The organism is Peptoniphilus indolicus ATCC 29427 (assembly GCF_000227315.1).
Lineage (GTDB): Bacteria > Bacillota > Clostridia > Tissierellales > Peptoniphilaceae > Peptoniphilus > Peptoniphilus indolicus.
This window is the reverse complement of record NZ_JH165061.1, coordinates 538,262-551,989: the sequence shown is the minus strand read 5'-3', so window position 1 is coordinate 551,989 and position 13,728 is coordinate 538,262. Positions and strand designations below refer to the sequence as shown.

5 protein-coding genes and 2 pseudogenes are annotated in these 13,728 nt (G+C 36.9%); all 7 read right to left on the bottom strand.

Annotated elements, in window-relative coordinates; genetic code table 11:
• Positions 1-3,727, bottom strand: a pseudogene (locus HMPREF9129_RS12895) (helicase-like domain-containing protein); the annotation flags it as partial.
• A 3,130-nt stretch (positions 3,728-6,857) separates the two neighbouring features.
• Positions 6,858-7,661 (bottom strand): KilA-N domain-containing protein, encoded by an 804-nt coding sequence (locus tag HMPREF9129_RS02520; protein ID WP_004804477.1) that lies wholly within the window; start codon positions 7,659-7,661, stop codon positions 6,858-6,860.
• A gap of 84 nt (positions 7,662-7,745) precedes the next feature.
• Positions 7,746-9,452, bottom strand: coding sequence for a DNA topoisomerase 3 (locus tag HMPREF9129_RS02515; RefSeq protein ID WP_004820017.1), 1,707 nt, complete (start codon positions 9,450-9,452; stop codon positions 7,746-7,748).
• Positions 9,453-9,549: 97 nt separating this feature from the next.
• A complete protein-coding gene (locus HMPREF9129_RS02510) occupies positions 9,550-11,112 on the bottom strand; it encodes a CD1107 family mobile element protein (RefSeq protein WP_004820015.1) in 1,563 nt (520 codons plus the stop codon).
• Positions 11,087-11,326: a hypothetical protein gene (locus tag HMPREF9129_RS02505; protein ID WP_004820013.1), complete on the bottom strand. Its 240-nt coding sequence runs from the start codon at positions 11,324-11,326 to the stop codon at positions 11,087-11,089. Before HMPREF9129_RS02505 ends, HMPREF9129_RS02510 begins: the two co-directional genes overlap by 26 nt.
• 12 nt (positions 11,327-11,338) lie before the next feature.
• A complete protein-coding gene (locus tag HMPREF9129_RS02500; protein ID WP_004820011.1) occupies positions 11,339-13,471 on the bottom strand; it encodes a CHAP domain-containing protein in 2,133 nt (710 codons plus the stop codon).
• A gap of 3 nt (positions 13,472-13,474) precedes the next feature.
• Positions 13,475-13,728: pseudogene (locus HMPREF9129_RS12170) on the bottom strand (VirB4-like conjugal transfer ATPase, CD1110 family); the annotation flags it as partial.

Genomic DNA, 13,728 nt, shown 5'->3' with positions numbered 1-13,728 from the left:
TAACCTTATCCGCTCTTTCAGATAATCCTTTTAGGATATCTTTTTGTTCCTCGCTCGGCAAGGTTTTAATCACTTCATAGTGTGCTTCAGGTGTTGGAAGATTTAGCATATCCGCTGTTTGAATATCTGCTACTTCCTTAAACATTGACATTAGTTCAGGCAGATTGTAGAACTTTGAAAATCTTGTCTTCACCCTGTACCCTGTTCCTTCAGGAGCAAGTTCAAAGGCGGACTGAGTTTCTCCGAAAGTGGAAGCCCAAGCGTCAAAATGCTCCAAGTGATTTTTCTTTAAGTTTTCATACTGAAGATAACGCTGCATGGTGTAAAGCTCCGTCATAGAGTTACTTACAGGTGTTCCTGTGGCAAAGACTATTCCTTTCCCGTTTGTCATCTCGTCCATATAGCGACACTTCATAAACATATCAGAGGACTTAAAGGCTTCCGATTGCCCGATTCCTGCAACATTACGCATTTTTGTATGAAGATACAAATTCTTAAATCCATGTGCTTCATCGACAAAGAGCTTATCTACACCAAGTTCCTCGAAGGTTATGACATCGTCTTTCTTAAAATCATCGTTTAGTTTCTCAAGCCTTGCTTCCAGTTTTTTCTTGGTCTTTTCAAGTTGCTTAACCGTAAAATTTTGGTTTCTGTCGTGCTTGTATTCCTCAATATAGTTCAAAATTTCATCAATCTGATCCTGAATATGTTTCTCTTGGTATTCTTTTGACATCGGGATTTTTTCAAATTGCGTATGCCCGATCACAACCGCATCATATTCGCCGGTAGCAATCTTTCCAATAAACCTCTTTCTGTTTCTTGGCTCAAAGTCTTTCTTATCCGCCACCATAATATTAGCCGACGGATATAGCTGCATAAACTCTCTGCCTATCTGACCTGTTAAGTGATTTGGTACGACAAAGAGCGATTTACTGCACATCCCAAGCCTTTTACTTTCCATTGCGGAAGTGACCATCTCAAAGGTCTTTCCGCTTCCTACCACATGAGCAAGTAAGGTATTTCCTCCATACAAACTTCTTGCAATGGCGTTTCTTTGATGAGGTCTAAGCTCTATTTCCGTATTCATTCCCTCAAAAGAGAGGTTACTTCCGTCATATTCACGATTCCTGATAGAGTTAAAACGCTCATTATACAGTTTTACGAGTCTGTTTCTTCTTTCCTGATCGCTAAATATCCAGTTCTTAAATTCTTCTTTTAGAAGCTCCTGCTTTTGTCCTGCGAGCAGGGTTTCTTTCTTATTTAAGACAGAACTTTTTGAGCCGTCCGGATTTTCAATCTGGTCAAAGACTTTTGTTTCTTTAAGGTTTAAGGCATCTTCAATCAGCTTATAGGCACTTACTCTGCTTGTACCATAAGTCATTTCAGCAAGGTCATTTCCTCTGTCTTTGCTCTTTCCTTCAATATTCCATTCACTTGTCAGGTTTGAGAATTTGACCTTAATATCCCATTTGGCATAACCCGGAGTTTTAAGTGTTTCAAAGATGAATTTCTCTATATCCTTAATCGGTAGCCAAGTTGCACCAAGACGAACACTAATCTCACTTGCTTCAAGCTCTTTTGGTAATACTTTGGTAAGTTCTGCTTTTTGATATTCCAAGCGGTTCATCTCATAGCTTATTAGCTCTTTTTCTTTGCCATCTTCCGTATACCCCAGATGAGGAAGTTCTCTTTCGGTCTGTCTTAGCTTTGAAAGATAGCTGTCAACAATGGCGATTTTATCCCTGATATTTCCTGATAAATATTCATCTTTTGTTACATAGCCATATTTATATGAATTGCTGCCATTTGCACAGGCGAAAGGTAAATCTCCATCTTCCAAGTTAAAGGATAGAGGTTTGTAAAAGTTTTGTTCTTCTCTGATACTTAGATAAATCTCTCCTCTAAGCTCCTCAATCAAAGTAGGTCGCTCTTTTCCTGTCAGGCTTTCCATATAGTCAAAGTCCACATAACCCTTTTCGGACATAGATAACACAAGAGCTTCTAAAGAAGTATCTACATGGTCGATAGTCTTTGCCTTTGTAATTGTTCTTTTTGAAAAAATATCACTTTTTTCCTTAAAGTTTTCTTCTTCATCAAGGATTTCAATGGAGGAAACAAGAGGGAAGTTACTATCTTCTTTTAAAGCTCTGGTATTGGAAAGGTTATTTACAAAGCCATGTTTCTTTGAAAAACCGTCATAGACTTCATTGAGCTTTTCTTGAGCTTTCTTTACCTCATCATCGGAATAGTCCTCTTTCTGCTTGTAGATAACATCTTTAAGGGCAGTATTCAGTTCAAGATAGTCCTTAATCTTCTCCTTATTCTTATCCGTTATCTCTTTCTTTACAAAAAGGGAGTTTTCCCTGTAATACACCTCGTCATCAATGATAGTATATGAAAAATTTTTGACATCATCTGTGGCAGGGATAGATGTCATTTCATCATCAAGCAGCTCTATTTCTTCATAATTAGCATCTTTAGAAATTTCTTCGCTTGCTTTTGTAAGAAGTTCCTTTATGTCTGTATTTTCTTTTGGCAAACAAGCAAGAGTATTTCCAAATCTGCCTGATACTTCTTCCATAGATCCAAGTATCATGTGAGGATTCTCTACAAAGTATTTATTGTAAGTAAGTCCATTTTCGTCTTCCGCAAGGTGTATCCAGTCCTCCTCACGCTCTCTGATACTGTCCCTTTTCTTGAGGAAGATAATATCCGAGGTTACTTCTGTTCCGGCAACGCCCTTAAAGGTATCGTTCGGAAGTCTGATTGCTCCTAAAAACTCCGCTCTTGCCGCAAGGTAGCGTCTGACGCTTTCATCCTTTTTATCCATTGTGCCACTTGATGTGATAAAAGCGATAACACCGCCATTTCTGACTTTATCAATGGATTTCGCAAAAAAGTAATCGTGGATAAGGAAATTATTTTTGTTATACTCCCTGTCATTTACTTTGTATTCTCCAAAGGGAACATTACCGATAACTGCATCAAAAAAGTTATTGGAAAAGGAAGTTTCTTCAAGTCCTTTAATCTGTATATCACTTTCAGGATATAACAGCTTTCCGATTCGACCGCTTATACTGTCAAGCTCTACACCATAAAACTTTGACCTACGCATTTCATCAGGAAGATTACCGATAAAGTTTCCGATGCCCATTGATGGCTCAAGGATATTTCCGCTCTTAAATCCCATATCGGAAAGTGTCTTATATACGCCGTCAATAATAGTTTTCGGTGTGTAAAAGCTCGTTAGGGTAGATTCTCTTGCTGCTTCATACTCAGATTGTGATAAGTTTTCCTTTAGAAATCTCCTCGCTTCTTTCCATTGTCCTTCCTTGCTTTCATCAAAGACATCAGAAAGTCCACCCCAGCCTACATATTTCGCTAAAATTTCCTGAGCTGTAATATCAAGCTCTCTTTGTCCACTTTCAATGCGACTCAGCATAGAGATGGCTTCAAGGTTATTATTTAACCTTTCACTTGGAGATAACTTGTCCGGGAGCGTTTCTTCCGTAATCTTGAAGTTATGAGCTTCTGCTTTCTTTAGTTCACTTTCTTTAACAATAGTTTCAGGCTTTTTATATGTCAGATTTTCAAATACCCTCTCAAGGTCGATTTCAAGATGATAAGGAATTACATCAGAGCCTGTTATCATGCCGCCAAGATATTCCGTATTGTCCTTAACCGTTACTGTCTTTAGTTTATTTCCCATATCATCAAAGCGTGTGATGATATAGGCTTTGTCCTTGTATATAACTTCATCTCCAACGATAAAGTTTGGTCTTTCAATGCTTATCTGCTTTAATAAACCCTCATTATCATCAAATGCTACAATCGGTATTTGATGGTTTCCACTTCTTACCGGATCAAGCCATAAATCATTTCTTCCTGTGATTTGGTTTTTAGCAATCTCCCTTACAGTATATTCTTCATGATTAAAATAGACGGTATCGCCCTCTTTAACTGTAAATTCATCTGAAAGCCTTTCCTTTTCTTCCTTAAGCTCTACTTCTTCCTTTTCCTTCAGATAATCAAATAGTGTTTCCTGAACAGGTGTTGCAGGTACTCTTTCTTCCACTTCTTCAGATATTTCAAGTTCTTCTTTATCTTCAAAGCTGAGTTCTCCGTTAAAGACTGATTGAAGCTCCTGTTCATCCATCTGCTTTGCAAGTTCTGTATCTTTAAGCTCTCTAAAGGTCTTTGGAAAATCTTCTAAAATAAGCCTTTGAGCATTTAATTCTTTCAATTCTTCAAGATTGAAATATCCCCATTCAGGCTCAAATCCTAACACAAGTCCAAAGGCATCACCGCTTTCCCTATCATATTCCGTCATATACCAAGTCCAGTTAGAACGGAAAGGAATAATATATGCTGCATGAACCTCTTTATCCGCTAAAGCTACATCTTCCTGTGCGTAAAGTTCAGGTACTCTTTCAAGCATTTCATCAGTCATTAAGTTTTCAGGATTATCTTTAGAATAATATTGCGGTGCTTTTGCTTCTTCTATCTCTGACTTACTTTCTATTTTCTTTTCTTCAAGATAAAGATTTTTAGAAAGCAGCTCGTCAATATGCTTTGCCACACTTGACCAAGTAAGAAAAACATCATTACAATTATTCTTCTGTAATTTAAGTCCCTTTGCATCATGCCATTCATCACTTCCCATTGCCCCCGATACTGCATGACTTCTACCACCTATGCCATATTCGTCTTTTAAGAAATTAGCTTTTTCCTGCAAGGTATGATTTTCTTTGAAAAACTTTGTAATTCGCTCTTTTCCTCTATCGACGCCACTTCCTCTTGAAAGACTTTCAAGGACTTCATCTTCTGTAATAAAGAGCTTTACCTTCGGATGTTCTGTCAGATTGGTACTGTACTCCTTTCGTGGCAGTTCAAATTCCTTGAGTCTCTGATAAAGGCTGTCAACCTTGTGATAATGAAACCTTAGTACATCTCTGTTTTCTTTGTATCCTTCTAAAAATCTTTCGTATTCCCTGATTGTTTCTCTCAGATATTGAGGATTTTTTAATGCTTCAGATAATCTTTTCGTTTCTTCCGGAAAGCCACCACCTCTTTCAAAAGAGTTGAAATATCCTTGCTCTATTCCTTCTTCGCTTAAATCGTGCGTTAGATACCATAAGGATTCTGAAATTCTATCCCTTTCATAGTCCTGTGCCTTTAAAAGTTCTACATTTGTAGCAAACTCACCTCTGTCAAGAAGTTCATTTATCCTACTTGCTGCATCACGCCAGCTTAAAATTTGTGTATTATCCTCTCTTGCCGATGTTCCATAAGCTAAATGAATACCTTTATCCGAATACCAGGAAGATACTTCTCTTTCATCAATGTAAAATCCGTTTCCTCCTCTAAAGGTATCTTTGAGGTATTCTCCCAATTCTTCATTACTTTTTCCTTTAGAAAACTCTGCGATAACAGGAAGCCTACTGCCATCGTGATTTCCTCCGTTAATAAGGACAATATCTATATCTTTTGGGCTTAAGGGAATGGTAAGCCTCATCTGTCCATATGAATTTTCAGGCAAAGAAAAAGAAGCCTTTTCAGCTTCTATTATCTCTTTATCCGTATTGTCTTTTAAATCTCCACTACTTCCTTGATGGTCATTTCTTTGAGAGCTGAAATCATCGCCCCATACTGCGGATTGTTCTCGTCCTCTATCTTCCAAGCTGCCATCAACTTCGGCTTCTCTGCTCTCATAAACTCTACTGCCTGTTTCTGAATATCCATCAGGTGTCCTGTCAGCTTCTTCTCCTTGTATAGATCCAAAAGCATCTCGAAGTGGCTCTGCTCCTCGCTCTGTGAAAGGTAATTCAGCCTCATCACTGCGTAGGTCGGATTCGGATACTTCCTTATAAAGTCCGTCTGTTCCTCCAAGCTGTTTAGCGTATTCTCCCTGATTTTTTCTATTATCTCGTCCGTACTCTCCATTTCGGAGAACTCGCTCGTTTTCATTTCTTTCCTGATCATCTCGTCGAAGTACATTTTCTTCTACCTCCTTTAATTCTTCTTTAATTTTATTATATCCCGCTTCTTTTCCTATTAAAACTTCTTTTTGAAGCTCAAGCTCTTTGCTTTTTTGAATGGTTTCATCAATAATCTTTCCGCTAATATCCGATACACTTTCACCAAGGCTCATTAAGGATATGCTGTCAAATCTTTGAAAATTTTCTCTTAAAAGCTCATAATCCATCGGATAATCTAACTTAAATCTTGAAGCTACCGCATAGCTTACCGAGTCCCTTACAAACTTGGTAAATGATATTCTATCCTCATCCGCTACTCTAAGTTCATTCATTAAGGTATCTATTTTTTCATCACCGTAGAGTCTGCTTAAAGAAAAGATGTTTTCAAGTGTGCTTTCGCTTTCCTCATATCCCTCGCTTTTTATCATTTCCTTTAAGACATCTTGATGGGCTTCTTTATCGAATCTCCAAAGATTGACCTCGTTGACATCCCTGTTTTTTGAAACTGTCTGGCTTATATCAAAGATATAGTCCACCTTTTTATATGTGCCGTAATCCTCTAAAATTGGTATCCCTTTCTGCCCTCGCATAACCGTTCGGTTAAAGCGTTCCCTCCAGTAGTCGAACTTGGCACAGGCTGTCGCTTCAGGATTTCTATCATAGATACTTAATTGACTTCTAAAGTCGTATCTTTGATTGTTTCCGACAACTTTTAGGAGCTTCAGATATTCTGCTTCACTTTGCAAAATATCCTGTTTTACAAGCTCCAAAATGTTATGAAAATCATTTATTCGCATTTTTACCTCCTTCTTTTTTCAAACAAAAAAGGCGGTTAGATTTTACTCTAATCACCTTCGCTATATACCAAATATTATTACTCTATTTCAATTTTTTAATTGATTCACTTTCAGATAGTATCTTCATTTGTTCAATAGCTATTGCATTTAATTTTTCCAATCTTTCAGATTGGCTCATGCCTTCATTTATAAATACCGCATTAAGATTCTCAAGATTAGAAAGGCAGACAAGCTGTGATATATCCGCATAATCTCTAATATTGCCTTTTAAATCCGGATTTTCATCACGCCACTCCTTAGCTGTTATTCCAAATAGAGAAACATTAAGAATATCCGCTTCACTTGCATAAATAAAATTGATTTTTTCTTTTGAAAGTTTATCCGGTACAAGTTTGTTTTTAATGGCATCTGTGTGAATTCTATAATTGATTTTTGCCAAATTTCTCTTAATATCCCATCCTAACTTCTTTTGTTCTTCTTCCTTTAGGCGTTCAAATTCCTTGATTAAATATAATTTAAAATATGGCGATACCCAAGAAGCAAACTCAAACGCTATATCTTTATGAGCATAAGTTCCACCATATCTTCCTGCTCTCGCAACGATACCGATAGAATTAGTTTTTTCCACCCATTGCTTGACCGATAATATAAAACGGTTAAATCCTGCTTCATTTTTAATTCCCTCGAATTCGGGGGAATTAAAATTCGTGTTATACATTTCTTCCCAAATACCTAAAAACTCTATTGTATTCTTGTTTCTGAGCCACTTTTCAATCAAAGCAGAACCGTTCTCAATATTTCTAACCATATCCGTTAAAGAAATATAATCTCTATTGTCTATGGCAATAATGCTGATTTCTGAACCTTCAACATTTATTTTAGACATATAATCACCTCTCAATCATTAAATTGATTACTTTGCATTATAGCATTTTTAGAGCATTTTTTCCACGCTGAAATTAGTGCTGTCTTACTTGCGATATGTCAAAACCGCTTCTTTTATCTCATTTTCAATCGCATCTAAAAATTCTTTCTTAGAAGATTTACCTTGAGCTATATCGGATAATTCCATTTCCCACTTTGCTGTCGTTTCTGCCGACTTAAAGTTATAGGATACAATCGTTACAAGACTAATTCCTTTATGTGTAGCTATAAGATTTTTCTTATCTCTTTCTACAAATCCTTTAAAGATTAGATTTTCGATAATTCCTGCCCTTGTTGCCGGAGTGCCAAGACCTTTTCTTTCCACTTCTACACCTTTTTCTAATACATCATTTCCTGCAATTTCCATAGACTTAAGAAGAGTATCTTCAGTAAAGTGTTTCGGAGGTTGGGTAAATTTTTCTTTAATCTCTTTATCTTCGATACTTATAACATCTCCAATGCTTACATTAGGAAGTTCTGCATCCTCATTCTTCTTGGACTTATACTCTTTAAGATATTTTGTAAAGCCTTCATCCTTAATTACTTTTCCTGAACTGATAAATTCAAAACCGTCAAATGAAACTACAATCTTCGTTGTGCTTTCCACTAATGGATAACCTACGCTTGCATGGAGCTTATTAGAAATAAGCCTATATACCTTTGCTTCACTCTCAGGGATACTCGATAAATCTTCACTTAACGAGCTTACTGTCGGAATAATAGCGTGATGATCTGTAACCTTTTTAGGGTCAAATACTACCTTGATACGCTCTGTATCAAAGTCATTTTCACCCAAAATATTATTGACCGTACTTACAATCATATCCTCTGTTAAACACCTACTATCTGTTCTTGGATAGGTAATCAGTTTCTTTTCATACAGGCTTTGTGCATAGGCAAGCGTCTGCTTGGCACTATATCCAAAATATTTATTGCACTCCCTTTGAAGTGTTGTCAGGTCAAATGGCAAGTCTGGTTTTGTTATTTTCTCTTTCTGAATGACATCGGTAATTTCAATCTTGTCACCTACTAAATTGATTAGCTGTTCAGCAGCAACCTCATCATCAATTCTATCGGTCGATAGTGTAAATCCATTTGTAAATAGTTCTACTGTATAGTATTTCTCTTTCCTGAAATTAGCTATCTCATCATCTCTTTTTACAATCATGGCAAGAGTCGGTGTCTGCACTCTGCCAACCGAATAATTTTGCTTATATAGGCAAGAATAGAGCCTACTGATGTTCATACCGACTAACCAGTCTGCAATGGCTCTTGCCTGTGCCGATTCAAAGAGATTGTCATAGTCTTTTCCGTCTTTTAGATTACCAAAGCCATCTCTAATGGCACTATCTTCCATAGAAGAAATCCAAAGGCGTTTCATCTTCTTTTTGCATTTAGCTTCGTTATATACAAGTCTGAAAATGCTTTCTCCTTCACGACCTGCATCGCAAGCATTGATAATTGTATCAATCTCTTTATCGTTCATCAGCTTTTTAAGGATAGCAAATTGCTTCTTAGTTGACTTTGCTACCTCATACTTATAGTCCTTTGGAATAATCGGTAAATCAGCCATATTCCACTTGGCATACTTCTCATGGTAAGCGTCCGGATTTGCCATTTGAATTAAGTGTCCAACACACCAAGATACTTTGTATCCATTCCCTTCATAATATCCGTCTTTCTTTTTATTTGCTCCAATAACCTTTGCAATGGAGATTGCAACACTTGGCTTTTCTGCAATAACTAACTTCATTTCTGTACTTCCTCCTGTTTTTCAATATAAAAGGGCGAAAGATTTTATTCTCCCGCCCTTGATTTTGCACCAAATACTGTATTTTTTTGGTGCAGCATTACTGCTCATCTTCTGCTTCTACTTCATCTGTATCATTTGTTTCTTCTTCGCTTTCAGCTTCAGAAAAGAAATCATCATCTTCTTCCTCTAAGGCTTCAAGCTCCTTATCTTCTTTCTTTTTTACAACCTTAAAGTAGTATCCTGCTCCCAATGCTCCGCCTACAACAAGTAAAAGAATAATATATGCTCCTAAATTACTCTTTTCTTCTTTTTTCTCAGACTTTACTTCTTCCTTTACAGGTTCTTCTTTTACTACTTCCTGTTTTGAAGTTTCTTTTTTCTCTACCATGTTAAGTAAATCATCTTCGGATACTTCTGTAAGAAGCATCACATTTTCACTATCTTCATCATGATTGATAATTAAATGAAATGTCTTACCGTTTTTCGTTTGAAAGGTAATAAACTGCCTTGCATCGGCTGAATACATATCCGTTTCTTTGTTATCGCTGCTATCTCCATGATGAATTGGATAATCATTATTCGCATTATCCTTATTTTCCGTAACAGTTCCTCTTGCCTTTGACGGAGCGGAAGCTACACCCTTATTGGTATTTACGCTTTTACTTGTACCGTCCATAGATGAATCCTGACTGTTGTTATTAGCAGGTGCTTTTGCTGTCAGCTTATTGGGATAACGAACATCCTTTTCTTTCTCCTTTACTTCTGTTTTGCTTGTATCCTTTGTAGTATTCCCTGAGCTTACTGCATTAGATGAGCCTTTGCCGGTACTACTTACAGAAGTCTGTGGTGTTTGAGGAGAAATGCCTGAGCTTGTCTTAATGCCGGAAATAGGACTAATCGGTGTAATTGACTGCGATGTTACAGGAGCTTTGTTTGTTTCAGTCGCCTTTTTCTCAAGCTCTTTCACCTTTTCCGTCAGCTTATCTATTTCCTTTTTCATGTCTTCTGATAAGTCCTTATTTCCCTTATCTTTCTTCATTTTTTCTTTCAGACTTTCAATCTCATCTTCAAGGTCTTTGATTTTTTCTTTCTGCTTATCACTCAACTTATCCTTGTCTTTAATCTCACCATTTAACTTATCAAATTTTTCCTGAAGCTCTTTAGCCTCTTTTTCCATCTTAGAAATATCGTCTTTAGAAAGCTCTGTCTGTGTGCCTTTATCTTCAGTCTTTGAATTTTCTGTCTGTGTGCTTTCGTCCTGCTTTGGTTTTTCTTCTTCCGTTTGCGTTTGTTTATCCTTAAGCTCAGTCTTTGCTACCTTACGGATAATTTCATCATTTCCATCTCCCTTTACTTCATAAAACAGAAACTCATCAATAAATTTCATATTATCAGGGAGCATTGGAAGATCGCCACTATCAAGAAGCTGTCCTTTCTCTGCCTTAATCTTTTCTTCCTTAAATACCTTTTCATCTTCAAAGATATATTTTACATTTACTTCAACTTCCGTTTGGACAGCCTTATCACTTGTAGGCGTATCCGATACCTTTTGTTCCTGAGCATACACCACTGTCCAAAGTCCTAAAATACAGCTAATACTTACAATCACCGCAAGTGCTGCTGTCCAAAATTTATTATTCTTTTTCAAACTGGTTTTCATTTGTTCTCTCCTTTTTCAGTTCTGCTTTTTCTTTGTTTACCTTTGCCATCAAATCACTGATTGTGATATTGTTCTTTCTACAAATCGTGATAATTTCCTCATTTTCAAGTTCTTCTTCACGAATAAATAAAGGCTCCAATTCTTCATCAATCAGAGCCTTTTTATCCTTTAACTTCTTTATTCTGTTTTTTACTGCTGTCAGTTCTTTTTTCACATTGTTCCCTCCTTATCTGTTTACATTTGGCGGAAAACCGAAGCCTACCGGATGATGTTTACAAAAAGTCGCAATCCAATCATCTAAGGTAGTTACTCTTATATAACCGATGTTATCAATAACCTTTCCGTCCCCGATATAAATGCCGACATGACCATAGGTAAGTCCTGCTGTGCTTCCGCTACTGCTGCTTTCTACCGCTACAAGCATTCCCACCTTTAACTTTGACCTGTCTGATGTAAAGGTGTAGTTTCTATACATATCATTGGCGTTTCCTCCAATATATCCAAGTCCCGCATTTTGATAGACTTGTGATACCCACATGGCACACCAGCCTGCACCCGGAGATGGCGTAATATATGCAGCATTTACAATCTTCTTTTGTACTTCCGTTGATGCCTCATACTCTTTTCCACCACCTACACCACCATTAGAGCTAATAAGGTCAGAATTACCAAATACTTCTCCCATATTTCCTTGTGCAAGGAATAAGGCTTCATAGTGCTTTAGATTATCGGGATAGTTTGCAAATACCTTTCGGATAATGCTGTCCATCTCTTTTTTATGAAGCGTTACGATGAGTTTTTTATACTCATACGGTTCTTCGTGGCTTTCGGTATATTCATTGCCATCTTCATCGGTATAGGTTTCTGTAACTGTCCTGTATCTGATTTCAATTTCTTCCCTATATTCAAGGTCATACATGGACTCAAACAATTCTTTTAATATGGATTCTACTTCCGATACATTCTTTACCTCTCCGCACCTTGATGTAATGTAGGATAAAAGCTCATGGACATTATGACCGATGTACTCTGTATTATTTAAGATGTATTCATCATATCCGGGATAATTTTCTTCTACATGGTCAACTTCTCTTTGAAGCTCACCCTCCATAGCAGAAAACTTCTGATTGATTTCACTTAGTACATTTGGCTTTGATAAATAGCTTGTTGTAAGAACCGAGCTTGTGGAGTTCATAAAGCCTGTCATTCCCGTTCCTGCAAAGTTAATCACAAAAGTTCCCAAGATAATGATACCTATGAAGATAAGCATAAGTCCTTTGGCTTTTCGGATAATCATATCCTTTGAGCTTTTCAGCGTTCCAATAAGTCCCTCTTTAATCCGATCTCTAAGTCTTGACTTATTCTCACGAGAAATTGCTGCCTTTACCTGATTTTTCTTTTGAAATCTTTTATAGGCACTTGCTCTTTTATACTCATCTGTCTTTTTCAGTTCCTCTTTGGCATCACGAAACTCTAACTTTGATTTACGCTTTCTGATTTTATAGTCCTTATTTGTAAGGTCATATCCTTTTTTAGCTCTTTTCTTATCTGAGTATCTCTTAATACCATGAATGAGCTTGGAACTTGCATCCGCCGTCTTTTCTCCTGCTTCTACGCCTTTATTTTCATCGCTTCCATGAGATAAATAATCTCTTACGGTTTCACTTCCTTTAGCAAGTCCTGACAGGGCAGATACCTTTACCATATCTTTCTTCAGCTTTTTCTTTTGATCTTTCGATAGGCTGATATTTTCTTTTTCACTTACAGCATCCTTCCCTGCCTTGTTGCCCTCAGATTTATTTTCCTTTGGCACATCATCTTTTTTCCTTGTATAGAGGCTTTCGGAATAGTTTTTCCTCTTATACATACTCTTTTGAGCCTTATGATTTTTAGAGGAACTTCCAATAAACTCATCTTTTTTATGAAGATTGTCATCTACATAATAGGTCGACTCAAAGTAGTCGCTGTCCCTAAAGTCATTGTCATACCTGTCTATGATTCCATCATTATCAAGGTCTTGTCCTAAAGGATCATAGATTTTGCCATTTTTAACCTCAGTATCATAGTCAGACGCTCCTGTTTCATTTAAAGAATTTACACTGCCTTTATTAGTAGCTCTATACCTTGCATTTCTTTTGGAAGTCCCCTGTACTTGCTCATTATAAGAGCTTACCTTACTTATCTTTTCATGTACCTTATCCTGAAATCTTTCTTTATCATGGACTATTTTCCCTCTGTAATCATCGCTGTGCTTTAGCTTACTTTCTTCAGGTATAGAGCTTGTTTCATCTTTTAACATTTCTCTTTCAAGACTTGCCTTATGCCTTTCCCTAAAATCTTTTTTCAGCTTCCTATCCATAAGCTACCTCACTTCTTCAGGCTTGGTAGTCATCTTCTGATAAAGAATTGTATCTTTCGGAAACTTATCAAGGAAAGGCACAATGGTATTTCCAAAGAAAAGTAGTCCCTCGCCCTCATTAGAGTTCGTAACATATCTAAGCTGCGGAAGTGAGATTTTAAGTTTCCTTGCAAGTATTTCCCTATCTCCCGAAGCCTGATTTAGCATTAAGACAAAGTCCGTATTATCAAAGATGTTTTCTATCTCCTTACTCATAA

Coding starts and splice junctions, on each gene's coding strand:
- HMPREF9129_RS02520 (WP_004804477.1), bottom strand. CDS start 7,661: ATGTCTAAAATAAATGTTGAAGGTTCAGAAATCAGCATTATTGCCATA.
- HMPREF9129_RS02500 (WP_004820011.1), bottom strand. CDS start 13,471: ATGGATAGGAAGCTGAAAAAAGATTTTAGGGAAAGGCATAAGGCAAGT.
- HMPREF9129_RS02510 (WP_004820015.1), bottom strand. CDS start 11,112: ATGAAAACCAGTTTGAAAAAGAATAATAAATTTTGGACAGCAGCACTT.
- HMPREF9129_RS02515 (WP_004820017.1), bottom strand. CDS start 9,452: ATGAAGTTAGTTATTGCAGAAAAGCCAAGTGTTGCAATCTCCATTGCA.